Consider the following 22,598-nt stretch of genomic DNA (forward strand, 5'->3'; position numbering starts at 1 on the left):
GCCGGCGCATGGCACGCAGCCACACCCGTGTTGCGGGCGAGACCGGCCAATGCAGGATGGTGCATCTGGTGGATCGTCTGGTGCCGGTGACGGCATACCCCTTGAACCGGGGGCGTGTGAAGCGTTTAATACTTCGATGCAAAGCACAATATTCGGTCCCGGCATGTTGGATGCACACGAAGCAACGTCCTCCCGGACCGGCCGCCGCACCTGGCGTCCGTGGGTCGAGGCGGGCCTGATCCTGCTGTTCTGGACGTTGATCGCCGCCTTGACCATCGGCCGCCGGGCCATCGACCCGCGCGGGCCGCAGGAGGGGTTACGGGCCGGGCAGGTCCTCCAGACCCTGCTGGAGTTTGGCCTGTGGGCGGTCTTCACGCCCCTCATCTTCTGGTTCATCCATCGCTTCGGGCTCGAACGGGACAACTGGCTGCGTCGCCTGGCGTTGCACGCCATCATGGCCGTGGCGGTGGCCGCGCTGTTCGACTTCATCGGGCTGAAAACCTACTTTGCCCTGGTGCGCCACGAATCCGTCGATTACTCGCTCATGAAGAGCCTGCTGGGGCTGCGTTTTCTGGACGAGCTGATCGTCTACCTGACGGTGCTGGCCGCTGGCATCGCCCGCGACTACTTCGTGCGGTACCAGGAGCGGCAGGCCGAGGCGGCGATGCTCCGCACCCAGGCCGCCCGGCTCAAGGCCCAGCTCGCCGAGGCGCACCTGCAGGCCCTGCGCATGCAGGTCAACCCGCACTTTCTGTTCAACACCCTGCATGCCGTCTCCTCCCTCGTCGAACGCGACCCGAAGGGCGTGCGGCGCATGATCGTCCGCCTGAGCGAGCTGCTGCGCTACACGCTGGAACGCACCGGCGAACAGGAGGTAACCCTGCAGGAAGAACTCGACTTCCTCGAACGCTATCTGGATATCGAGCGGATCCGGTTTCAGGACCGGCTGGAGGTCGTCCGGGACATCCAGCCGGAGACGCTCGAGGCGCTGGTGCCCAGCCTGGTCCTGCAGCCGCTCGTGGAGAACGCCATCAAGCACGGTGTCAGCCGGATCGAGGAGACCGGGCGGATCGAGATTGCCGCATGGCGGCGCGGGGGCTATCTCTACGTGTCGGTGAGCGACAACGGCCCCGGCCTGCCGGCTGTCTCGGGCAACGGCTTCGAGGTCGTCGGCGAGGGGGTGGGGCTGCGGAACACGCGCGAGCGCCTCCGGAGTCTGTACGGGGAAGCACAGGAACTGCGCCTGGAACAGCCCGAAACGGGCGGGTTGCGGGTGCTCGTGCGTATCCCTTACCATACCCGCAGCGACCTCTACACCGCCGTCACCGAAACCGCGTGAGCCGCCAATGACGCCGGAAACGAAGCTTCGGGTGCTGATCGTCGACGATGAACCGCTGGCCCGGCAGCGCCTCGAAGACCTGCTGGCCGCCCGGGACGACGTGGAGATCGCCGGCACGGCAGACAGCGGCCGGAAAGCCGTCGAGGCCATCCGCACGCTCAAGCCCGACCTCGTCTTCCTCGACGTCCAGATGCCCGGCCTCACCGGCGTGGAGGTGGTGCAGGAGGTGGGGCCGGAGCACATGCCCGCCGTCATCTTTGTGACGGCCTTCGACCAGTATGCCGTGAAGGCGTTCGAACTGGCCGCCCTCGACTACCTGCTCAAACCCTTCGACGACGAGCGCTTCGAACAGGCTTTCGAGCGGGCCCGCCGTGCCGTGCTCCTGCGGGACGTCGAGACGATCCGGACCCGCCTGGCACGCCTCTTCAACCCTGCGCCGGACCCTCCCCGCCCGCCCCGGCCGGACTACCTCGAACGCATCGCCGTGGACATGCGCGGGCAGGTGCGCGTCATCCCCGTCGAGGAGATCGAGTGCATCACCGCCAGCGGCACGTACGCCGAGTTGCACGTCGGCAAGGACCGCTACGTCATCCGCGAGCGCATGCAGACCCTGGAGGAACGGCTCGACCCTGCACGGTTCATGCGCATCCACCGCAGCGCCATCGTGCGCCTGGATCTGGTGGAAACCCTGTTCTACAACCCCGGCGGCGACTATGCCGTGCGCCTCAAAAGCGGCAAGAAGCTCAGCGTCAGCCGGAGCCGGCGCAAGGAGCTCGAAGCCCGCCTGGGTCTCGATGCGCTCAAAGGCGAGTGAGGGCGACGCCTCCCATGCGGTAGTTTGTGCAAAAAAGCGGCAAATCCGGCCGTCACGGGGCGGGGCGTTTGCCCGGGAGAAACCCGAAAGCGTAGATTGTCGTTACTGGCCCCGGCTTCGGAGGGGTGCCGGAGTGGTTGAACGGGGCGGTCTCGAAAACCGTTGTGCCCTTTGCAGGGCACCGTGGGTTCGAATCCCACCCCCTCCGCTACAGGCGTTCAGGAGAATCTCTGAACGCCTTTTTTCTTTGTCGCCCGCGCCGTTTCTTTCCCGCGGTCCCGGGGCCCGTGCCCCCGGATGACGTCGTCTTGCCGGTTCCGGTCTGCTATCATGCGGGTTCATCGTTCGGGTTACCAGCGTCTCCTGGGTCTTGCCCTCGGCATGTGGGCGCTGATCGCGCCGGGTGGGAGGACCGTGCAGGCGCAGGGATTCGTCTACAACGTGGTTTATCGTCCTCCCGAGGCGCGGTACTTCGTGCTGGAGACGCCGCATTTCGAAGTCATCTATGAGGAAGGGGCCGGGGCCGAGGCGCGGGAGACGGCGGCCCGGCTGGAGGCGAACCTGCCGGCAGTGCAGGCCCTGGTCGGGGCCCGGAGCCGCCTGCGGATGCCGGTGGTGATCAACCGGTTCAACGATCGCTCGAACGGCTATGTCACGCCGCTGCCGTTCAAGCAGGAGATCGAGGCCGTCAGCATCAAGGGGGCGGTGCTCTCTCCCCGCTATCGTTCGTGGATCCAGACGGTGGCGCCGCACGAGCTGGTCCATGCGGTGCATGCCGACTTCCAGGAAGGCTTCGGGGTGGGGGAGGTCGTCCGGTGGCTTTCCCCCGACCTTTCCCGCACGCTCAACCTGACGATCCCGCCGGGCATCGCCGAGGGGGCGGCGGTGCTGTACGAGAGCAGCCTGGAGGAAGGTCGGGCCGGCCGGCTCAACCATGCCTTCTTCACCATGGTGTACCGGGCGGCGCTCATGTCGGATCGACCCTGGAGCCTGGCCCAGATGCTCGAACGGTCCGCCTACACGTTCCCCTTCGACCGGCATTACCTGGGCGGGGCGTACCTCTTCCGGTTCCTTCACGAGCAAGGGAAGACCGACTTCTTTCCCCGGGCTACCCGGCTGCACTACCGGTTCCCGCTGCTGGGCTACGGGGTCAACCTCTGGTACGGCGCGCGCACCTGGCCGCGCTCCCTGCGGAAAGCACTCCAGGACTCGCTGCGGGCCGGGGAGGTGCGGCGGGTGGCGGCGCTCGGGCCGGTCACGGTCCCCACCCGCATCGCCGGGGCGCGGGGCGTCATGCACCACCGGCCCCGCTGGCTCGACGCGCACACGCTCGTCGCCTACGTCTTCGGCTACGACGTCACGGCCGGCCTCTACCGCATCGACGCCCGCACGGGACGGCGCACGCTCCTCTCGGTGCAGGCGCTGCCGGAGGACCGCTTCTTCAGCTTCGACGCCGACTCCTCCGCCCTCCTCTTTGCCCGGTACGAGCCCGATCCCCTCGTGCCCATCCGGCGCGTCGCCGAGGTGTTCCGCCTGGAGCTGGCGACGGGCCGCGTCACGCGCCTGACGCGGGGCGGGCGCGTCATGACGCCGGCGGCGGCACCGGACGGCGGCGTGTGGGCCCTGCGCAACGAGGGGCAGTACAACCGCTGGGTTCGCCTCACCGGCCCCTCGTCCTTCGAGCCGGTTGCGGACTGGACCCGGGCCCGCTTCGTCTCGCTCCATCCTTCCCCGGACGGGAAGGAGGTGGCTGTCATCGTCAACCTCGAGGGACACCAGGGCCTCTTCCGCGCGACGCTGGATGCCGGCGGCCGGGTCACGCTCGCGCCGTGGGTGGGGTTCGCCGGTGCCTCGGTCTATGATGCCGCCTGGAGTGCCGACGGGCGCTACCTCCTCTTCACGGCCGACCGCGGCGGCATCGCCAACGTGTATGCGCTCGAAGTGCGGACCGGCCAGGTGCGGCGGATGACGAACGCACGCTACGGGGCCATGGAGCCGGCCCTCTCACCGGACGGCCGCACGCTGGCCTTCATCCACTACGAACACGAGCGCTACGACCTCGTCCGGATCCCCTTCACCTTTGAAGCCGGGCAGGTCGTCCCGCCCGAAGCAACCCGCTTCTTCGACCGGGTGGACTGGGAGGCATGGCTCCGGGAACCCCCGGCTCCTTCGATGCCGCTGGCGGAGCCGCGGCCGTACCGGTCGCTGGCGCACCTGCGCCCCCGCATGCTCCTGCCCACCTTCCGCCTCGATGCGCCGGCGGACCGTCCCGGCGACACCCGGCTGGGACCCGGCTACGGCCTGATGCTGCACGGCACCGACCCGCTGCAACGCTGGACCTTCGGCGCCGAAGGGTTCTTCCAGAAAGAGCGGGTCTGGGGCAGCCTGGCCGTGCGCACGAGCCTGCTGCCGGTGTATCCGATGCTGCGCCTGTTCCGTCGCCCCGAAACCGTGCGGGCGAACGTCGTCGACGCGGAGGGGCAGACCGTGGAGACGGTGCGCCTGGGACGTGAAGAACGCGGGGGCGACCTGACGTTCTCTTTTCCGCTGACGCTGGAATCGAACGTGCACCGCACGAGCCTGCTCCTCTCGGTGCAGGGGGGCTACCGGCAGGAACGCCTCTTCGACCGGAACGGCCGCTACCTCACCGGCTTCACGGGACGGTACACGGTGAGCCCGGCGCTGAGCTTCGTCTACCGCCTCCGCCGGAACATTCGCGACCTGGTGCCGCATCAGGGGCTCGTGCTGGGGGGCTTCGCCGAGCGCGACGTGGCCGTCGAAGACGGGCCGGCCCGGGCGGCCCACGTCGGGCAGGCACACCTGTATCTGCCCTGGCTGAAAAGCATCAACGGAGGACTGCGGCTGCACGCCACCGTGCTCGACCAGAACCGGGGCGGGATCTTCGACCTGGAGGCGTTCATGCCGCGCGGTCACGAGGACGTGTTCCTGGGACGCGGGACGTTCGTCAAGTACGGCGGCGAATACGTGCAGCCCCTCTGGTTCATCGACAACGGGTTGTTTCTCCTGCCGTTCTATTTCAAAGCCCTCTACGCCTTCGGTTTCGCCGAAACCCTGCACGACGTCGCACGCCCGGCGGATCGGGTGTCGTCCGTCGGGGCGGGGCTCGGGCTGCAGTTCCGCTTCTTCTATGTGCTCGACCTCGAATTGCGTGTCGCTGCGGCCTATCGCGTCGAGGACCGGCGCTGGCGCGTGGTCTATCGCTGACCGGCCCGGTTCCGGCTCGAATTCGGATGAAAACCACGTCACGCGGCGAACATCCCGGTGTGCCTCTTGTTCAACGAGAAGCAGCCGTTTGATCATCGACGGAGTGGGGCCTCATGGAAAAGCTGATCTGCAAGACCTGCGCTTCGGAAAGCATGATCCCGGTGGAGGTGCAGGTAGAGGGGGACGATTTGATCCTGGACGGGGGCCAGCAGGAATCCTATTTCTATACCTGTCACGTCTGTGGGGACAACTGGCTCTCGATCAAAGAAACCGCGGGCGACGGGAGCTGCCAGATCACGTTCATTCATCAGATGGGGATGTCGCCCCTCCTGAAACGGGTGGCCCGCGTCGAGGACCCGTATCTTGCCGTTGAGGAGGCGGGAAGCCACTGGTCGTATTTCATGGGAGATGACGAGATCTCCGAAGAGGTCTGGAAGGAAAAACTTTCCAGGCGTCGCCGTATCCTCAAGTCGATCTGTACCAATTGACCCGGCGTGCGGCCGGGAGGTGCTTTTTGAACCGGCTCCCGGCATCGCGGGAACCCGTGCGGGAGAGCGGGGTGTGCTGAAAAAGCAGCAGCCGGGTGTAACCCTCCTGCCGGGTATGCGTAGCGGGCTGGCAGGTCTGCACGTCACGAGCCATGGGCGATCCACAGCATTTCGATCTGAGCCGGCGGGAGCGCCAGATCATGGACATCCTCTACCGCCTGGGCCAGGCTACGGCGGCGGAGGTGATGGAAAGCCTCGCGGACCCGCCCAGCTATTCGGCCGTCCGGGCTCTGTTGCGGATCCTTGAGGAGAAGGGGCACGTGACGCACGAGCAGGCCGGTCCGCGCTACGTGTACCGGCCGGTGGTGCCGCGAGAGAAAGCCAAAGTGTCGGCGCTGCGGCATGTCTTGTCCACGTTTTTCGGGGGATCCGTCAGCCAGGCGGTGGCGGCGTTGCTGGATCTGGAGGCGCAGGAACTTTCGGAGGAGGATCTGGAGCGGATTGCCCGGCTCATCGAAGCGGCCAGGAAGGAGGGGCGCTGATCATGCAGGAATGGCTACAGGCAGCCGGGGATCTCGGCGGCCGGGGGGACGTGCTGCGATGGGGGATGGAGCTGGCCGTCCGGTCGGTGCTGGTGCTGGGGCTGGCCTGGGGGACGGCGGCGGTGCTGCGCCACCGTGCCGCTGCGCTCCGGCATCTGGTGTGGGCGACGGCGTTCATCGGCCTGCTCGTATTGCCGGTGCTCTCCATGGTGTTGCCGGCATGGCACCTGCCCCGGGGGGTGCCGGCGACCCCGTCCGCGGTTTTCGTCATGCCGGGAAGCGTTTCGAGGGCGTCGACCGGGGCCGTGGACCGGCTGTTGTCGGCGGCGCCGGTCGACGCCGCCGCGTTGCTTTCGGTGCCGGGGGCGCCGGCCGGCCCATGGGAGAACGGTAGGCCGGGAAGCCCGCAGCGGGGGTGGCCCACACCGGTCCCATGGCTCCTGGCGGGATGGCTGGGGGGGCTGCTGCTCGTGTTCGGGCGCTTCGGGGCGGGCTGGCTGGCGGCCCGCCGCCTCACCCGCCGGGCCCGTCCGGTGAGCGCGGCGGCCTGGCAGCACGAGCTCGACGAGGTACGGCGCCGGCTCCGGCTTCGACGCCGCGTGTGCCTGCTTCAGAGTCCCTTCACGGCGATGCCGGTGACCTGGGGGGTGTGGCGACCGGTGGTGTTGCTGCCCGACGGGGCCGAAACCTGGAGCGCCGGCCGCCGGCATTGTGTACTGGTGCATGAACTGGCCCACGTCCGGCGCTTCGACTGCCTGACACAGGCCCTCGCCGGCCTGGCCTGTGCGCTCTACTGGTTCAACCCGCTGGTCTGGATCGCCGCCGGACGGCTCCGCCGGGAGCAGGAGCAAGCCTGCGACGACGTGGTGCTCGTCGCCGGCACACGGCCTTCCTCCTATGCCGTGCACCTCGTCGAGATCGCCCGGGCCTACCGGTGCCTGCGGCCGGCGCCGGCCGGTGCGGCCTGGATGGCGCGGCCGTCTCGTCTCGAAACACGCATCCGCGCGATCCTCGATCCACGTCCGGGCCGGGTCGTGAGACGCCGCACGGGCACGCTCACCGTCGTGGCGGCGCTCCTGGTGCTGATCCCGCTGGCGGCTTTTACCCCCTGGGAAAACAGCGCGCCAGGGTCGCCGCCCGCAACGACGGCGGACAACTACCCGGTCGTCCGGGCGTCGGAAGCACCTCCGGCACCCGAACGCCCGGTTCCTCCGGTTGCTCCCGTACCCCCGAAGACCCCCGCCGTGCCGGTATCGCCCGTCGCTCCGGTGTTGCCCGCCGCGCCGGTATCGCCTGCTGCCCCGGATGAGGGCAAAGGGTTCGGTCACGTAGGCAATCCTTCACCTGCTGCGCCGCCCGACCCTGTCCGGGCGCCGGTGAAACCGAACGGCATCGTGGGCGGGGAACGCGGGCGCCCCGTCGATTCCGGCACCTCTGCGCACGGGTACGCCGGGCCGGAGCCGGATCGTTTGAGGGCGTTCGAGGCGGCAAGCAAACGCCTGAAGGCGTTCGATCCGGATGGTTCGACGTGGTCGGAGGAGGAACAGGAACGCCTGGAGGAGGAGCTCGAGGCGGCGATGGAACGCCTGGAGGAGGAACTCGAAGCGGCGATGGAACGCCTGGAGGAGGAGCTCGAAGCCGCCTTCGAAGCCGAAGTCGTGGATCTCGGTGAGATAGCGGTACGGGTCGAGGCCGGTGTGACGGAGGCGCTCGCCGCCGAGCGGGCGTACCAGGTCGTCCGGAATCTGCTGAATACCCCGGCGGGAGCCTATCTGTCCGCAGACGACACCGCTATTCCGGTCCTGATTCGCATCGCGGAAGAAGAACCACATACGGCGGCCGGGCAGCGTGCCCTTGAGTTGCTCTCCCGGAGCGACGACGAGCGGGCCCGGCGGGCCGTTGAGCGGTTGTGCCCGCAGGAGGAATAGGCCCGCGTCAGTTCATCTTTCCCAGCAGCCGCCCGATCGTGGGGAGTACGTCCTCGGGCTGCCAGCGGTTGCCGCGCCAGATCCGGTGTACGCGGCCGTCCGGGCCGATGAGCACTGTGGTCAGGTTGTGGGCGAAGGTGGTCGATCCTTCCTCCGGGGTGAAGAAGACACCGTAGGCCGTTGCCAGGGTGTGGATCTCGTCGGCGGGGCCGGTGGCGAAGCGCCAGTTCGACAGGTCCCTGGTGTAGCGCCCGGCGTATTCCCGGAGGACACTCGGGGTGTCATACGCCGTGTCGAAGCTGATGCTGAGGAGCTGGGCCCGGTCGCCGAACCGCTCGCGCAGGTGCGGTTGCAGGGCCTGGAAGTGCCGGCTCATGAGCGGGCAGTAGTCCGGGAGCGGGCATCGGGTATAGATGAAGGTCAGGAGCAGCGCCCGGCCCCGGTAGTCGTCGAGGCGGAGGGGTTGTCCGGCCTGGTCGACCAGGGTGAAGGGGGGGGCGGGGTCGCCGGGTTGGACGAGTGTGGGGGCGGTGGCGGGCCGGGGAGTCGTGCTTTGCCTCGCCGCCGGGTGCGCGGCGACCGCCTCGTCTGGAAGTCGTCTCAGGCCGGTGATCCACGAGCGCCGGGGTGCGACGTGGAGCGTGAAGGCGACGGCATCCCCGGTGCCCAGGCCGGCCAGGGCGGTGGTCTCGGCCTCGGCCACCGTGAACGGCATCACCATGGCGTCCATGTAGCCCGGGATTGCCTCGTGTTCGATCAGGACCGTGCGCGGGTCGTCCGTAAACCCTGCGATGCGCCCGCGCACCTCGTAGGTGCGGTCGGGAAAGCAGGCCGTGAGCCCGAGCAGCATCAAGGCGAGCAGGGGGCAGCACGCGGGCCGGAAGCAGCGGGGGCGGAGGGGATTGTCAGGCCGTGGCGGCGAGGACATGCCGGATCGTGTTGATGAGGTCGTCGCGCAGGAAGGGTTTGCTGACGTAGGCTTCAAAGCCCTCCTCCAGGAAGCGTTCCCGGTCGCCGGGCAGGGCATAGGCCGTCAGGGCGATGGCGGGGGTGTTGCGGTGTTCGGCATGCTGGCGCAGGCGTTCCAGCAGGTCGATTCCGGTGCGTCGCTCGCCCAGGTTGATGTCGAGCAGGAAGAGGTCGAACCGGTGCCGGTCTGCCAGCTGGAGCGCTTCGTCGATCCGCATGGCCAGGGTGATCTGGAAATAGGCCCGGAGCTGGTAATCCAGGAGCTTGATCGTATCCAGGTTGTCCTCTACGATCAGGATATGGGGACGATGCTTTTCTTTCATTAATAATGGGAGCTTTTTTAGGCGAGTATGGAGGCGCCGGACAACTGCGCTCATTGATTTGTTCAAACAAAGTATCGACCGGTAAGACGGACGGAAGTACCGGGGGAGTTCTTAAAATCTCCAGTGAATCTGGAAGCGGAGTTCGCGGAGACGGTTTCCAGTCGTTTCGTCGAGTCCTGTTCCCACCGTCTCCACGTTTTCGAAGTGGGTGGCGGCGTATTTGATCTGTATGGAGAAATGGCTGGCAGGGAGGAGGGTGGCCAGCACATAGAAGCGCTGGCCCTGCCCGGAGAAGGCCGGCACATAGAGAGTATAGCGCAGATCGTGTTCATAGGCAAACACGCGGGTTTCGAAGTCGTCGGTGTCGAAGAAAGCGAGGCGTGTGTCGAGCCGGAGGCGTGGGTGGAGGTGCCATTGCACGTCCTGGTACAGCAGCACGCCGTGCGTGGCGGAGCCGCCGGCGAGAAAGGCGCGGGTGACCTCGGCGCGGGCCCGGAGGCGCAGGGTGCGGCTGAAGGCGTAGTCGCCGTGGAGGCGGAGCGACTGGCGGGTGGCCGGGCGTACGGCATCGAGGAGGCGACCGCCCGCGTCCGTCGCCGGCACGCCGTCTTCGTCGGTCTCGGTGCGGGCCTGCACGTAGGCATACAACCACCAGCGCGGGTGGTATTCGGCGACGAGGCGCACTTCGTAGCCGGCCGTGGGGCGTGGCACGCCGAAGCGCAGCCAGGGGAAATGGTACTGGTCGACGTAGCCGGCGAGCCGCCAGTGGCGATGCGGGTGGAGTTGCACCCCCAGGTAGAAGCCGGTTTCGTTCCGGGTGGCGCCGTGGCGTTCTCCGAAGGCGAAGCCGTAGGGGCTTACGAAGTCTTTCGGGAAGTGACGGGCGAGCGCGACCACCGCGGCCCGGTCAGAGAGCCGGGCGTGCAGCCCGCCGAGGCCGCCGGGCACGCCGCCGGGAGCCCGGGCCATCTCGCCGAAGAGGGTCAGGCCGGCGGCGAGCGGGACGAGGCCGTGCAGCCCGAGCATGGACGCCCGGCGGCCGCGGAGGTCGAAGTGCCGGTAGGGTGCGGCTTCGGGCCGTAGCGGCGGGTCGAAGGTGGCGTGGTAGCCGGTCACCCCCAGCCGGGCCGGGCCCAGCCGGAGCGTGGCGTCGCCCCCGGCGACGGTCTCCTGCAGGGTTCCCTTACGGGCCAGTTCCGTCGGGGTGCGGTGCAACCCGGAGGTCGAGATGCCTGCCACCACGGCGGCGGGCGAAGCCGTGTCCGGGAGGGCTACGGTGGCGTCGACGCGGCGGCGGGAGACGAAGCCGCTGACGGTGAGGGAGGGGACGGGCCGGACGGCGACGGCCAGGCCCCGGAAGAACCGGTTTTCCTCGGCCGAGCCATAGGGACGCAGGCCCGGGCCGAGCCGTGTGCCGGCCTGCACCGCCTCCCGGCCTTTGCCGGGGGCGAAACTGCGCCAGAGCACCACCCCCTGCCCGAAGTCTGCCGTGAAGTCACCCACGATGAGGGTGTGCAGCGGGCCGAGGCCGGTGAGGGCCAGGTGGCCGGAGACGTGGTCGTAGCCGTAGGTTCGCGTCGCCGGGTTCCATTCGAACGCTTCGCCGGGGTCTTTTTCGAGGGTGAGGTTCAGGCCGAGCCGCCGGTTCCGGGCTCGGAAGCGTGTGTAGAGCCGTTCGGGGGAGCCCCGGTAGGTGGTGCGCGTGGTGTCGCGGTCGAAGCCCCGGCCGAGGTCGAGGCGGCGGGTGATCCGCTGGAGGATCTCGTAGCGAAGCCCGCCGAGAAGCTTCCGGGGGGGATCCCGGGTGGGGGACGTGCCGAGCGCCAGGTAGGGCCGGGCGGCGGCGAGCACCGTTTCGGTCACCCCTTCCACCCGTTGCAGCGCGGCGAGCGTGCGAAAAGGCCCGAACCGTTCACGGTGTCGCACGATGGCGAGCGCGAGGGCCGGGCCAAAGGCCGGGATGTAGGCCAGCTCTTCGGCGGAGGCGGTGTTGGGGTCGAGGGGGGGTTCGGCGAGCCGGGCGAGTGTTTCGGCGAGCTGCTCCGGGTCTCCCGCTTCGGGGTCCACGTCTTCCAGGGTGCGTTCCAGCACGTCGTCCACGGTGGCCGTGTCCGGAAGGACCTGGGCCGGGGCGGGTACGGGGACCAGCAGCAGCGCCAGCCCTAGGCACCGGACGGCCGGGCGGCGGGGGCACACGGGTCCCCGGGGGGGTGGCGGGTGGAAATGCTGCCTTACCATAGCACACCGAGCGAGAAGGCGGGGGACCAGCCCAGCACGCTGTGGTGCTCGGCCGCCACGTCGGCCGCCAGCCGGCCCAGGCGCACGCCCAGCCCGGCGGTGAAGCGGGTCGGCTCGGTGGTGGCGCCGGCACGGAGAGCAAGGGCCGGCACGGGGGCGAGCTCCAGCCCGGCACGCACCGAGAGGGGGAAGCGCACATCCTTGATCACATCGACCAGGACGCGCAGGCGCTCGTCCGCCACATAGCCCAGGCCGAGGGCGAGCGTGCGTTCGAACTCCTCGCGACCGGCCAGCTTCGGGCGGTTCAGGTTTGTCGCCTGAAAGCCGGCGTAGAGGGTGGGCAGGATGCGCACGAGCCAGCCGGCCGAGACGCCCAGGGCTCCGCCGCTGCCGTACCGTGCGATCACGACACGGTAGTACCGGAGCCGGAGGCCGGCGTACAGCCGCCGTGTCGTGCCGAACGTGAAGCCCCGGGCATAGCCCAGGTCGAGGTGGGTTTCGCGGAACGCCTCAAAGCCGAACGTGCGCGCTCCCAGCGCGAACGCCCCCGCGCGGGTCGGCTCCACGTACTGGACGGCTCCGAGACGGAGTTCGGGCAGGCCAAAGGCCTGACCGGCGAAGAACGACACGGCCCGGCCCGGTCGCACCGCCCAGACGGCCGGGTTGGCGTGGCCCCAGGCGTCGTCGTGCAGGGCCGTGGCGGCACCACCGATGGCAACGGCACGCGCCCCGCCCGTCAACGACTGGGAAAAAGCAGCCGGTGCCGCGAAGGAAAAGAAGACGACAAGACAGGCCAATGGCGGCAGGCAACCCCTCATGCTCAATAAACCTTGCAACAAGGCCCGGCTCCGCGCCATCGGGAAAGTAAGCGCCTCGCACGCAAAGATGCCAGCAGGCCCCGTGTTTTTCGACCGGAGCAGGAAGAAACATTTGGAACGGGTGAAGTATATTTTCCCCCTTCGCTCCACGGACCCTTTCGAGCCATGCAGCTTTCCGAGACGGCACAGGTACTTCCCGAGGACGTGACCGAGGCGTTCGCGTTTGTCGAGGCGTCGGGAGGGATCGAGGCTTACCGGCTTCGATCGAACAACCTGCACGTCTTGCTGTTGCCCGAGGCCGCGGCGCCCGTCGTCACGTTCATGGTGACGTACCGGGTGGGCAGCCGGAACGAAACCACGGGACTGACGGGAGCCACCCATTTCCTCGAACACCTCATGTTCAAGGGCACCGAGCGGTTCAGCAAAGAGCGGGGCACGTCCATCTTCAACGTGCTGCAGCGCGTGGGGGCGCAGGTCAACGCCACCACCTGGCTCGACCGGACCAACTATTACGCGCTGTTGCCGCGGGAACACCTGGCGCTCGCCGTCGAGATCGAGGCGGATCGCATGCGCAACGCCCGGATCCGGGAGGAGGACCTCGAAAGCGAGCGCACGGTGATTCTGAACGAGCTGGACCGGGGAGAGAACGAGCCCCTGCGCAAGCTCTACCACGCCGTCTGGAGCACCGCGTTCATGGCGCATCCGTACCACCATCCGACCATCGGGTGGCGGAGCGACGTCGAGCACGTTTCGGCCGAAGGGTTGCGGCATTTCTACGATACCTTCTACTGGCCGGACAACGCCACCGTCAGCATCATCGGGGACTTTGACCGGAGCGAGGCGCTCCGGCTCGTTCATCGCCACTTCGGGCCCATCCCGCCGGCGCCCGCACCCGTGCCCGAAGTATACACCCGCGAGCCGGAGCAGCGCGGCGAGCGCTGCATCGTCGTGCGCCAGGCGGGCCGGCTCGGTGCCGTGATGGTCGCCTTCAAGTCGCCGCCCGCTCTGGATCCCGATGCCGACGCGCTCGACGTGCTGGCGACGGCCCTCGCAACCGGCAAGAACAGCCGGCTCTATCGCCACCTCACCGATCGGGGTCTGACGACGCACCTCTATGCGAACGCCTCGCGCCTGCGCGACCCCGGCCTCTTCTTCATCCTGGCCATGCTGGCTCCGGACCAGACGCACGCGGGCGTGGAGGCCGCCATCGAAGAGGTGCTGGATACCGTGCGCCGGGACGGGCTCACCGAAACCGAGCTGGCACGGGCGAAGAACCAGCTCCGGGCCCGGGAAGCCTTCAGCCGGGACGGGCCCTACGCCGTGGCAACCCAGCTCAACGAGGCCATCGCCGCCGGCGACTGGAAGCTCTACACCACTTACCTCGACCGCATCGAGCGCGTCACCGCGACGGACGTGCGCCGCGTGGCACAGGCCTACCTGGTCGAGGATCGCCGCACCGTCGGCCGCTACGTCCCGATTCCCGACAGCCCGACCGCCGATGCCTGATCGGACCGCCGCCCGCCTCATGCAAACCACGACCCGGCTCAAGCCGCTGGCCGAACGCGTCGAAACGTGCACCGCCGGGGCCGCCCGCCTGCTCGTCCTGCCCACGCCCGTCCGTTCCATCGTCTCCTTCCGGGGATCGTTCAAAACGTATCCGGACTTTGCCGCCGGGACCGACCTGGTGCAGGACCTGGCCGTGCAGTTGCTCGACAAGGGCACGCGCCGGCGCGACCGCTTTGCCATCGCCGAGGTGCTCGAGAACCGGGGCGTGGAACTGGACTTCCACACGGACGGCCTGTGGGTGCGTTTCTCCGGCCGGGCGCTCCGCGACGACCTTCCCGAGGTGATCCCCATCCTGACCGAACAGTTGCGCGAACCCCTGTTCGATCCGGGCGAGTTCGAAAAGGCAAAGGCCCACCTGGCCGCCTCGCTGGAACGCTCGAGGGAAAGCACGGCCGCGCAGGCATCGGCGGCCCTGGCCCGCCGGCTCTATCCCCGCGCCCACCCCAACTACCGGCCCGACCCGGCGGACGACCTGGCCCGCCTGGCTGCCCTCACCGTCGACGACGTCCGCGCCTTCCACGCCCGGCACTTCGGCGCCAACGACCTGACGATCGTCTTCGTGGGCGACGTGGACCCCGGCACCGTCGAAGCGCTCGTGCGGGAAGGACCGGGCGCCTGGACCCCCGCTGCGGTGCAGGCTCCCTTCGCCGAACGAGGACGGGCGGCATCGCCGGGCCGCACCGTCGTCCCCATGCCGGACAAGGAAAACGTGGACGTGCGCATGGGGCATCCCCTCCCCGTCCGGCGCCAGGACCCGGCCTTCATTCCGCTCTACGTGGCCAACTACATCCTGGGCGGCAACTTCTCGGCCCGGCTCATGAGCACCGTGCGCGACGAGATGGGGCTCACCTACGGCATCTATTCGACCCTCTACGGCGTCACCACCGAATACGAGGGCCACTGGCAGGTGGACGTCACGCTGAGCCGGGAAAACGTCGAGCGGGGGGTGGAGGCGACGCTGGCGGAGGTCCGTCGCTTCGTGGAGGCAGGCGTCACCCGGGAAGAACTCGACGAGAAAAAAACGACCATCACCGGCCGCTTCAAGGTGGACCTGGCCACCACGGGCGGCCTCGCCGCCAACTTGCTGCGCAACGCCGAGCGCGGCTTCGACGTCGGCTATCTGGACCGTTTCCCCGGTGAGGTCGAAGCCCTCACGCTGGCACAGGTCAACGAGGCCGTGCAGGCCTACTTCGACCCCGGCCGCTTCCACATCGCCCTGGCCGGCTCGCTCCCGGACTAGGGCCGGCTCCTTCCGTCAGTGCCCGTTGCCATAGGACGGGGTCCGGCTGGAGCCGTCCATCTCCTCGGGCAACCCCACGGGGTGGACGTACAGCGTCTGCGTCGGGTAGGCGAAGTCGATGCCTTCCCGGGCGAAACGCTCGTAGAGGGCCAGGTTGATGGCCTGCTGGATGTTCATGTACAGCGTGTAGTCCGGATCGAGCACCCAGTAGACCACCTCGAAGTTGAGGGACGAGGGGCCGAACTCCTTGAAGTGGGCCCGGTCGAACCGCACCATGTCCTGCGCTTCCACGATCTCCTGGATCATCGCCGGGATCTTCTCCAGCTTCTCGCGGGGGGTCTGGTAGGTCACCCCGACGCTGAAGACGACGCGCCGTTCGTGCATGCGCTTGAAGTTGCGGATGCGGCTGCTGAGCAGGTCACTGTTCGAGAAGACGAGCTGCTCCCCCGTCAGGCTGCGGATGCGGGTGGATTTCAGGCCGATGTACTCGACCGTGCCCAGGTGGTTGTCGACGATGATGAAGTCGCCCACCACGAAGGGTTTGTCGAGCACGATCGAGAGCGAGGCGAACAGGTCGCCCAGGATGTTCTGCACGGCCAGGCCGATGGCCACGCCGGCGATGCCCACGCTGGCCACCAGGGCCGTGATGTCGACGCCGAAGTTGTCCAGCGCCACCAGCAGCACCAGCGTCCACAGGCCCAGCCGGGCGATGAAGCCCAGCGCCTGCATCGACGTGACGGCGGCCGGGTCCTCGTCGAGTTTCTGGGTCCGGTAGCGTTCGACGTAGAGCGAGATCAGGCCGTTGCCCCACTGGATGAGTTGCAGCATCAGCAGGACGAAGGCGATACGCCCGCCCCAGCGGACGATCACCTCCGGCAGTTGCACGATCGCCACGGCCGCATAGAAGGCCAGGCCGATCAGGAAGTAGGCCCGCGTCCGCTGCAGGATGCTGGCGAGCACGTTGTCGATGTTCGTCCGTGTGCGCTCCGCAAAACGCGTGATGCGCGCCGTCAGGATCCGCTGCAGGAGGATGAACAGGACGGAGAGGAAAGCCCAGATGCCGATGGCTTTGACCCAGTCCACCAGCTCGGCACCGGCAAGGAGGGTCGGGGATTCCTGCTGGAGTAGTGCGATGAGGGGAAGTAGTGGGGGGACGAGCGCAGTCATATCCTGTGGTTGTCCGTCGGTCAACTGTCGCGGATGATACGGATGCGTTCCTCGGGGGTCAGTTTGGAAGGTTTTTCCGGTCCCGGCATGATCATCGCCAGGATGATGTAGGCCAGGATGAAGGGGCCGCCGGAGGCGATGGTACCGATGACGAAGGCGATGCGCACGAGGGTCGGATCGATGTTGAAGTATTCGGCGATGCCGGCACAGACCCCCGAGATCTTCTTGTTGCGGGATTTCCGGAGGCGGCGTTTCTCCGTCAGCGACGGGGTGCTCTGGCGTTCCGACGTGGAGGCCGTCCGGCTGCGGCTGCGCTGTTGCCGGGCGGCGGCCTTCGCGCGGGCGCGGGCGCGCTTCTTCTTGCGGTCCGGGCTCCACGAGAGCACGCCGAAGCCGAGGAGGATGATCAGGATGCCTGCCAGCCAGGGGAGCATCGCGGCCAGCAGGCTGAAGTCGAGGCCGTTCCAGAGGCCCAGTTGCTGGAAGAGGTAGCCGACGCCGACGAGGATCAGCGAGAGCCCGGCGATGGTCGGCAGGTTGAACGGCCCCTTGGTGCGGGTCTCTTCCTCGAAAAGCAGGGCTTCGAGCTCTTCTTCCGAGAGCTCCTCCAGTTCGGCCAGGCTGTCTTCACCCGTTTCCTCGAACGAGAGGGAGCCGGTGGCCTCGTCGTGTTCCTGCTCTGGCTGCGGTCTGTGGGTGCGCGTCTTCATGCTTGGCGGGCTCTGCGTTGATCCGGCAGCGTGGTACGGCCCGGGTTTCGGATCGGACGCATCACGCGTCCGGAGGTTACGGCGACGTTGCCGGGCGGAGGGTTTCGTACTCGGTGACGATCACCGAGACCGGTACGTCATGCGGTTCGGCCGGGACCGTCTCCAGCAGGCATGCATCGTATACCGGGCAGACGGTCGGTACGGTGAGGCCGGCCAGGAAGGCATCGTAGTAACCGTAGCCGTGGCCGAGGCGGTAGCCGTTACGACCGGCGCCCAGGGCCGGGACGATCACCAGGTCGAGCGCTTCGGGCGGAACGCTTTCGCCGTTGACCGGTTCGTCGATGCCCCACCGGTTCGGGCGCAGGGCGCCTGCTCCGGTGAAGCGCACATGCCGTAGACGCGGCCGGCCCCGTCCAGGTTGCTCTGTCGTATCAACGACGGGCAGCACGATTTGTTTATCGGCGGCCTGCAGGTGGGCGATGAGCGGGCGCGTATCCACTTCGCGCCGGGTCACGAGCGGCCAGTAGATGTGAATCGTCCTGGCGTGCTGCAGTTCCGGCAGGGCCAGCACCCGCTCGATGATGGCCTGCGACCGCGCCGCGTAGGCGGCCTCGTCGAGACCGGCCCGAAGGGCCCGCAACCGGGCCCGCAGGGCTTCCTTGGTCGGGACAAAGGACGTCATCCTACACAAACCGGCAACCGCCATGGGTGAAACGACACCGCCGGACCGGCTGGCCGCCTTTGAGGCCTACCGGGAACGCATGAACCGGCGCATTCTCGAAGAAAAGAACCATCTGGGCACCAAACGGTTCTTCAACCTCGACAGCGCGGCCTACCGGGACGGCGCCCTCGACGCGCGAACCAAGGAGCTCCTGGGCCTGGTGGCCTCCATGGTGCTCCGCTGCAACGACTGCGTCGACTACCACCTGATCCGGTGCGTCCGGGCCGGCTTCACGGACGAAGAGCTCGACGAAGCCCTGCACGTCGCCCTCGTCGTGGGCGGCTCCATCGTGATCCCGCACCTGCGCCACGCCGTCGAGACGATCGACCTGCTGCGGGCGCGTGAAAATACCGAGGATTAGCCCGAAAGGCTCCGGGAGAAGCCCGCCACGCGGCACAAGAGCCGGCGGATCACGTTGGAAAAAGCCGCGGAAAAGTTTAACTTCACCTGTCTGTGCAAAGGTGTGAATCGGGAGGCCGGCTTCCCGGCTCCGCCACCTGCCGGCATGACTTCACGAGCGACCCGAAGACCTCCATGTTTGAGAGTCTCAGCGAAAAACTCGAAGGCGCACTCAAAAGCATCAGCGGCCAGGGGCGCATCAACGAGCTGAACGTCGCGCAGACGATGCGCGAGATTCGGCGGGCGCTGCTGGATGCGGATGTCAACTATCAGGTGGCCCGCGACTTCACCGAGCGGGTGAAGGAGAAGGCCCTGGGTGCCGAGGTGCTTCGCTCGGTCTCACCCGGCCAGCAGCTCGTGAAGATCGTCTATGACGAACTCGTCCACTTCCTCGGCGAGACGAACGTCGACATCACGTACGCGCCTGCGCCCCCCACCGTGATCCTGGTGGCGGGCCTGCAGGGCTCCGGCAAGACGACGTTCTGTGCCAAGCTGGCCGCCCACCTCAAGAGCAAGGGGCGCGCTCCCATGATCGCGGCCGCCGACGTGTACCGCCCGGCGGCCGTCGAACAGCTCAAGACGCTGGCCGCCACGATCGACGTGCCGGTCTATTCGGTGGAGGAGGAGGGCCGCGTGGTGCAGGATGCCGTGCGCGTGGCCCGGGAGGCCGTCGCCGAGGCCCGGCGCACCGCCCGCGACGTGCTCATCATCGACACGGCCGGCCGCCTGCACATCGACGAGCGGATGATGCGGGAGGTCGAAGACATCAAGCGGGCCGTCGGGCCGCACGAGATCCTCTTCGTCGTCGACAGCATGACGGGGCAGGACGCCGTCAACACGGCGCTCGAGTTCAACAAGCGGCTCGACTATGACGGCGTCGTGCTCACCAAGCTCGACGGCGACACCCGCGGCGGGGCGGCCCTCTCGATCCGCTCCGTCGTCCACAAGCCGATCAAGTTTGCTTCCACCGGCGAGAAGCTCGACGCCCTGACGCCGTTCTACCCGGACCGCATGGCCCAGCGCATCCTCGGCATGGGCGACGTGGTCTCGTTCGTGGAACGGGCGCAGGAACAGTTCGACGCCGAACAGGCCGAGAAGCTGCAACGCAAGATCCGGTCCGAGGAGTTCAACCTCGAAGACTTCATGGACCAGCTGCAGAAGCTCAAGAAGATGGGCTCGCTGCGCGAGCTGATCGGCATGATCCCCGGGGTGGGGCGGCAGGTCCGGGATCTCGACATCGACGACGACGCCTTCAAACACATCGAGGCCATGATCAACGCGATGACGCCCGAGGAGCGCCGTCACCCCGAGATCATCAACGGGAGCCGGCGCCGGCGCATCGCCCTGGGAAGTGGCGTGGAGGTGCGGGACGTGAACCAGCTCCTGAAGCAGTTCCGCGAGATGAAGAAGATGATGAAGACCATGACGAAGCTCATGGGCAAGGGCCGCGCCATCAACCTGTCCCAGTTGCTGGGCGGGCGATAGATCGACCCTGCGACCGGAAGCAGTCGTTATCAGGAACCCAAAATAGAGACACACGAGACGTGGCAGTTAAACTCCGTTTACGCCGAATGGGGCGCAAGAAGCGCCCGATCTATGCCGTGGTGGCAGCCGACGTGCGCAGCCCGCGCGACGGCCGGTTCATCGAAGACCTGGGGCGCTACCGGCCGCTGACCGAGCCGGCGACCGTCGAGCTGCGTGACGAGCGCGTGCTCTACTGGCTCGAACGCGGCGCGCAGCCGACGGAGACCGTCCGGAGCCTCCTCAGCCGCCAGGGGCTCCTGCTGGCACTCCATCTGAAGCGCAAGGGGGTGGCCGAGGAGGAGATCTGGCAGGCCGTCGAGGCGCACCGCACGGAGCGGGCCGAGAAGGACCGGCAGCGCGTCAAGCTGACCCCGCAGGAGCGTCGCCGGCAGGCCCTGGAGGCCGAGCGTAAGGCCGTCGAGGCCCGCGAGGCCGAGGAAGCCCGCAAGCGTGCCGAAGCCGAGGCGCGGGCCAAGGCCGAAGCCGAGGAGGCCCGGCGCAAGGCCGCCGAGGAGCGGGCCAGGGCTGCCGCCGAAGCCCAGGCCGCCCAGGAGGCCGCCAACCGGGCCCAGGCTGAAGCCGACGCCGCCGAGGCCCAGGCCGAAACGCCCGTCGAGGCGGAGGCCGGAGAGACGGCGGAGGCGAGCACCGAACCCGCGGCTGCGCCCGGGGCCGAAACGGAGACCGGCGCCGAACCGAAGGCGGAAACCGGGGCCGAGGCCGACGCCGGCGAGGCCGAGAAGAAAGACTGAAAGGACCGCCGGCGGTGAGGCCGGAAACGGGCCGCGTCGACCCTGACGCCCACACCCCCATGAAACCGGACAACCTGTTGCTCGTCGGGCGCGTCTACCGGGCGCACGGGATCCGGGGTGAGGTCAAGGTGATCCCGGAGACGGACGATCCGGAGCGCTTCACCGCGCTGGCGACCGTCTACCTGGGCACCACGCCGGAGCGGGTCGTGCCCCACCGCATCGAGACGGTTCGCTTCCAGCAGACGCGGCGCGGCCTGCTCGTCGTGCTCAAGGTCGAGGGGGTCGATACGCGCGAGGCGGCCGAGGCCCTCCGCCCCCTGGGCGTCTTCGCCAGCCGGGAGGACCTGCCCCCCCTGGGCGAAGACGAGTTCTTTTACAGCGACCTGGTCGGGCTTCGCGTCGTCGCCGAAGGCGAGGAGGGGATCGTGGGGCACGTCGAGGACGTGCTCGAACTGCCGGCCCATCCGGTGCTGCTCGTACGGCGTCCCGGCGGGGCCGAGGCGATGGTGCCGGCCGTCCCCGCCTTCATCGCAGCCATCGACTTCGACGCCGGCGAGGTCGTCGTGCGGCCCATCGAAGGGCTCTTTGCGTAAGACGGGGCACGCCCCCGGCCGCCGCCGGCACGTCCCACGTTTTGCGCATGATGAGAATTGACATTGTGACCGCGCTGCCGGAGATCGTGAAGGGACCACTCGATCACAGCATCCTCCGGCGCGCCCGGCAGAAAGGGCTCGTGGACATCCGCGTCCACGACCTGCGCGACTATGCCGCCGACCGGCACCGCACCGTCGACGACTACCCGTTCGGCGGCGGCGGCGGGATGGTGCTGAAGCCGGAACCGATCTTTGCCTGTATTGAAGCGTTGAAGGCCGACGCCGAAGCGGCCGGACACCCCGTCGACGAGGTGATCTATCTCACCCCCGACGGAGCCGTGTTCGACCAGCCGACGGCCAATGCCCTGTCCCTCAAGCACCATCTGGTGCTGCTGGCCGGGCATTACAAAGGCGTCGATCAGCGTGTGCGCGACGCGCTCGTCACGCGTGAGCTCTCCATCGGAGACTATGTGCTCAGCGGGGGCGAGCTGCCCGCCCTCGTCGTGGTCGACGCCATCGTGCGGCTGATCCCGGGCGTCCTCGGCGACGCGGCCTCGGCGCTCTCCGACTCGTTCCAGGACGGGCTGCTCGACGCACCGGTCTATACCCGCCCGGCTACCTTCCGCGGGATGAGGGTGCCCGAGGTGCTCCGCTCCGGCGACCATCGCCGGGTGGCGGCCTGGCGCGAAGCCGAGCGCCTGCGCAAAACCCGCGAACGCCGCCCCGACCTGCTCGAAGAGGAGACGGCTCGCCCGGCCCCCCCGCGCCGGGACCTGCCGCCTTCGTCATGAGCCGCCGTCGCGGCGCTGCACGATACACATAACGGCTCGCCCCGGCGGCGGGCATGACGTTCTCAAACGGTAACAAAGCCTGTAGATAGGAGGTACGCCATGGCTACCGACATGATGAAACTGGTTGAGGCGACCCAGCTCCGGGACGACATCCCCGACTTTGCCCCCGGTGATACCGTCAACGTCCATGTGCGGGTGATCGAGGGGGACAAGGAACGCATCCAGCAGTTCCAGGGCGTCGTCATCGCTTTCAAGGGATCCGGAGCCCGCCGGACGTTCACCGTGCGCAAGGTTTCGAACGGGGTGGGGGTCGAGCGGATCTTTCCCCTCTATTCGCCCAAGCTGGCCAAGATCGAGGTGGTGCGGCACGGGCGCGTTCGCCGGGCCAAGCTCTACTACCTGCGAGAGCGGCGCGGCAAGTCCGCCCGCATCCGGGAACGCCGCCGCTAGG

At 68.1% G+C, this 22,598-nt stretch carries 21 protein-coding genes and 1 tRNA gene; 15 read left to right on the top strand and 7 right to left on the bottom strand.

What is annotated here, in order from left to right; translation table 11 throughout:
* Window positions 1-163 precede the first annotated feature (163 nt).
* The 7 genes from GQ464_RS14800 to GQ464_RS18765 all read left to right on the top strand — a co-directional run bounded on the left by GQ464_RS14800 (window position 164) and on the right by GQ464_RS18765 (window position 8,336).
* A complete protein-coding gene (locus GQ464_RS14800) occupies window positions 164-1,339 on the top strand; it encodes a sensor histidine kinase (protein ID WP_166979739.1) in 1,176 nt (391 codons plus the stop codon).
* Window positions 1,340-1,346: 7 nt separating this feature from the next.
* Window positions 1,347-2,153, top strand: a complete 807-nt coding sequence (locus GQ464_RS14805; protein WP_166979741.1) for a LytR/AlgR family response regulator transcription factor — start codon at window positions 1,347-1,349, stop codon at window positions 2,151-2,153.
* A gap of 119 nt (window positions 2,154-2,272) precedes the next feature.
* Window positions 2,273-2,361 (top strand) — tRNA-Ser (locus GQ464_RS14810).
* Between the two features lie 122 nt (window positions 2,362-2,483).
* Window positions 2,484-5,378 carry a PD40 domain-containing protein gene (locus GQ464_RS14815; RefSeq protein ID WP_166979743.1) on the top strand — a complete coding sequence of 965 codons (2,895 nt, stop codon included), beginning with the start codon at window positions 2,484-2,486 and terminating at the stop codon, window positions 5,376-5,378.
* Window positions 5,379-5,491: 113 nt separating this feature from the next.
* Complete coding sequence (locus tag GQ464_RS14820; RefSeq protein WP_166979745.1) at window positions 5,492-5,866, top strand: hypothetical protein; 375 nt, start codon at window positions 5,492-5,494, stop codon at window positions 5,864-5,866.
* A gap of 152 nt (window positions 5,867-6,018) precedes the next feature.
* Window positions 6,019-6,408 (top strand): BlaI/MecI/CopY family transcriptional regulator, encoded by a 390-nt coding sequence (locus tag GQ464_RS14825; protein ID WP_166979747.1) that lies wholly within the window; start codon window positions 6,019-6,021, stop codon window positions 6,406-6,408.
* 2 nt (window positions 6,409-6,410) lie between these two features.
* On the top strand, window positions 6,411-8,336 hold the full coding sequence (locus GQ464_RS18765; protein WP_166979749.1) for a M56 family metallopeptidase: 1,926 nt from the start codon (window positions 6,411-6,413) through the stop codon (window positions 8,334-8,336).
* 7 nt (window positions 8,337-8,343) lie between these two features.
* Here the strand turns inward: GQ464_RS18765 and GQ464_RS14835 are convergent, their stop codons facing one another.
* From GQ464_RS14835 to GQ464_RS14850, 4 genes are all read right to left on the bottom strand, one after another.
* Window positions 8,344-9,186 carry an SCO family protein gene (locus GQ464_RS14835; RefSeq protein ID WP_166979785.1) on the bottom strand — a complete coding sequence of 281 codons (843 nt, stop codon included), beginning with the start codon at window positions 9,184-9,186 and terminating at the stop codon, window positions 8,344-8,346.
* A 55-nt stretch (window positions 9,187-9,241) separates the two neighbouring features.
* The gene (locus tag GQ464_RS14840; protein WP_166979751.1) at window positions 9,242-9,628 is read right to left on the bottom strand and encodes a response regulator; all 387 of its coding nucleotides are present in this window, start codon (window positions 9,626-9,628) and stop codon (window positions 9,242-9,244) included.
* A 111-nt stretch (window positions 9,629-9,739) separates the two neighbouring features.
* Window positions 9,740-11,824 (bottom strand): helix-hairpin-helix domain-containing protein, encoded by a 2,085-nt coding sequence (locus GQ464_RS14845; protein ID WP_166979753.1) that lies wholly within the window; start codon window positions 11,822-11,824, stop codon window positions 9,740-9,742.
* Window positions 11,825-11,859: 35 nt separating this feature from the next.
* On the bottom strand, window positions 11,860-12,663 hold the full coding sequence (locus GQ464_RS14850) for a hypothetical protein (RefSeq protein ID WP_228350331.1): 804 nt from the start codon (window positions 12,661-12,663) through the stop codon (window positions 11,860-11,862).
* Between the two features lie 186 nt (window positions 12,664-12,849).
* Here GQ464_RS14850 and GQ464_RS14855 point away from each other — a divergent pair, with 186 nt between their 5' ends.
* Both GQ464_RS14855 and GQ464_RS14860 read left to right on the top strand, forming a co-directional pair.
* Window positions 12,850-14,190: a M16 family metallopeptidase gene (locus GQ464_RS14855; RefSeq protein ID WP_166979755.1), complete on the top strand. Its 1,341-nt coding sequence runs from the start codon at window positions 12,850-12,852 to the stop codon at window positions 14,188-14,190.
* Window positions 14,183-15,490 carry a M16 family metallopeptidase gene (locus GQ464_RS14860; protein WP_228350332.1) on the top strand — a complete coding sequence of 436 codons (1,308 nt, stop codon included), beginning with the start codon at window positions 14,183-14,185 and terminating at the stop codon, window positions 15,488-15,490. The genes GQ464_RS14855 and GQ464_RS14860 overlap by 8 nt, the downstream gene beginning before the upstream one ends.
* Window positions 15,491-15,505: 15 nt before the next feature.
* Here GQ464_RS14860 and GQ464_RS14865 read toward each other — a convergent pair whose 3' ends face one another.
* The 3 genes from GQ464_RS14865 to GQ464_RS14875 form a co-directional block, all read right to left on the bottom strand.
* Window positions 15,506-16,657: a mechanosensitive ion channel family protein gene (locus GQ464_RS14865; protein WP_166979757.1), complete on the bottom strand. Its 1,152-nt coding sequence runs from the start codon at window positions 16,655-16,657 to the stop codon at window positions 15,506-15,508.
* A 20-nt stretch (window positions 16,658-16,677) separates the two neighbouring features.
* Window positions 16,678-17,367: a PspC domain-containing protein gene (locus GQ464_RS14870; protein WP_228350333.1), complete on the bottom strand. Its 690-nt coding sequence runs from the start codon at window positions 17,365-17,367 to the stop codon at window positions 16,678-16,680.
* Window positions 17,368-17,443: 76 nt separating this feature from the next.
* Window positions 17,444-18,049, bottom strand: coding sequence for a 5-formyltetrahydrofolate cyclo-ligase (locus GQ464_RS14875; RefSeq protein WP_166979759.1), 606 nt, complete (start codon window positions 18,047-18,049; stop codon window positions 17,444-17,446).
* A 22-nt stretch (window positions 18,050-18,071) separates the two neighbouring features.
* Between GQ464_RS14875 and GQ464_RS14880 the strand changes: the two genes are divergently transcribed.
* From GQ464_RS14880 to rplS, 6 genes are all read left to right on the top strand, one after another.
* Window positions 18,072-18,449, top strand: coding sequence for a carboxymuconolactone decarboxylase family protein (locus tag GQ464_RS14880; RefSeq protein ID WP_166979761.1), 378 nt, complete (start codon window positions 18,072-18,074; stop codon window positions 18,447-18,449).
* Between the two features lie 173 nt (window positions 18,450-18,622).
* On the top strand, window positions 18,623-19,972 hold the full coding sequence (ffh, locus tag GQ464_RS14885) for a signal recognition particle protein (protein ID WP_166979763.1): 1,350 nt from the start codon (window positions 18,623-18,625) through the stop codon (window positions 19,970-19,972).
* Window positions 19,973-20,031: 59 nt separating this feature from the next.
* Window positions 20,032-20,763, top strand: coding sequence for a 30S ribosomal protein S16 (rpsP, locus tag GQ464_RS19105; RefSeq protein WP_166979765.1), 732 nt, complete (start codon window positions 20,032-20,034; stop codon window positions 20,761-20,763).
* Window positions 20,764-20,822: 59 nt separating this feature from the next.
* Window positions 20,823-21,356, top strand: a complete 534-nt coding sequence (gene rimM, locus GQ464_RS14895) for a ribosome maturation factor RimM (RefSeq protein ID WP_166979767.1) — start codon at window positions 20,823-20,825, stop codon at window positions 21,354-21,356.
* A 50-nt stretch (window positions 21,357-21,406) separates the two neighbouring features.
* Window positions 21,407-22,147, top strand: a complete 741-nt coding sequence (gene trmD / locus GQ464_RS14900; protein ID WP_166979793.1) for a tRNA (guanosine(37)-N1)-methyltransferase TrmD — start codon at window positions 21,407-21,409, stop codon at window positions 22,145-22,147.
* Window positions 22,148-22,246: 99 nt separating this feature from the next.
* Window positions 22,247-22,597 carry a 50S ribosomal protein L19 gene (rplS, locus tag GQ464_RS14905; protein WP_166979769.1) on the top strand — a complete coding sequence of 117 codons (351 nt, stop codon included), beginning with the start codon at window positions 22,247-22,249 and terminating at the stop codon, window positions 22,595-22,597.
* Window position 22,598: the final 1 nt, after the last annotated feature.

The sequence above is a fragment of the Rhodocaloribacter litoris genome, from assembly GCF_011682235.2.
Classification (GTDB): Bacteria; Bacteroidota; Rhodothermia; order Rhodothermales; family ISCAR-4553; genus Rhodocaloribacter; species Rhodocaloribacter litoris.

Excerpts from the sequence above, each read along its gene's own strand:
- GQ464_RS14800 (WP_166979739.1), top strand. The coding sequence starts at position 164 with ATGTTGGATGCACACGAAGCAACGTCCTCCCGGACCGGCCGCCGCACC.
- GQ464_RS14805 (WP_166979741.1), top strand. The coding sequence starts at position 1,347 with ATGACGCCGGAAACGAAGCTTCGGGTGCTGATCGTCGACGATGAACCG.
- GQ464_RS14815 (WP_166979743.1), top strand. The coding sequence starts at position 2,484 with ATGCGGGTTCATCGTTCGGGTTACCAGCGTCTCCTGGGTCTTGCCCTC.
- GQ464_RS14820 (WP_166979745.1), top strand. The coding sequence starts at position 5,492 with ATGGAAAAGCTGATCTGCAAGACCTGCGCTTCGGAAAGCATGATCCCG.
- GQ464_RS14825 (WP_166979747.1), top strand. The coding sequence starts at position 6,019 with ATGGGCGATCCACAGCATTTCGATCTGAGCCGGCGGGAGCGCCAGATC.
- GQ464_RS18765 (WP_166979749.1), top strand. The coding sequence starts at position 6,411 with ATGCAGGAATGGCTACAGGCAGCCGGGGATCTCGGCGGCCGGGGGGAC.
- GQ464_RS14835 (WP_166979785.1), bottom strand. The coding sequence starts at position 9,186 with ATGCTGCTCGGGCTCACGGCCTGCTTTCCCGACCGCACCTACGAGGTG.
- GQ464_RS14840 (WP_166979751.1), bottom strand. The coding sequence starts at position 9,628 with ATGAAAGAAAAGCATCGTCCCCATATCCTGATCGTAGAGGACAACCTG.
- GQ464_RS14855 (WP_166979755.1), top strand. The coding sequence starts at position 12,850 with ATGCAGCTTTCCGAGACGGCACAGGTACTTCCCGAGGACGTGACCGAG.
- GQ464_RS14860 (WP_228350332.1), top strand. The coding sequence starts at position 14,183 with ATGCCTGATCGGACCGCCGCCCGCCTCATGCAAACCACGACCCGGCTC.
- GQ464_RS14865 (WP_166979757.1), bottom strand. The coding sequence starts at position 16,657 with ATGACTGCGCTCGTCCCCCCACTACTTCCCCTCATCGCACTACTCCAG.
- GQ464_RS14870 (WP_228350333.1), bottom strand. The coding sequence starts at position 17,367 with ATGAAGACGCGCACCCACAGACCGCAGCCAGAGCAGGAACACGACGAG.
- GQ464_RS14875 (WP_166979759.1), bottom strand. The coding sequence starts at position 18,049 with ATGACGTCCTTTGTCCCGACCAAGGAAGCCCTGCGGGCCCGGTTGCGG.
- GQ464_RS14880 (WP_166979761.1), top strand. The coding sequence starts at position 18,072 with ATGGGTGAAACGACACCGCCGGACCGGCTGGCCGCCTTTGAGGCCTAC.
- ffh (WP_166979763.1), top strand. The coding sequence starts at position 18,623 with ATGTTTGAGAGTCTCAGCGAAAAACTCGAAGGCGCACTCAAAAGCATC.
- rimM (WP_166979767.1), top strand. The coding sequence starts at position 20,823 with ATGAAACCGGACAACCTGTTGCTCGTCGGGCGCGTCTACCGGGCGCAC.
- trmD (WP_166979793.1), top strand. The coding sequence starts at position 21,407 with ATGAGAATTGACATTGTGACCGCGCTGCCGGAGATCGTGAAGGGACCA.
- rplS (WP_166979769.1), top strand. The coding sequence starts at position 22,247 with ATGGCTACCGACATGATGAAACTGGTTGAGGCGACCCAGCTCCGGGAC.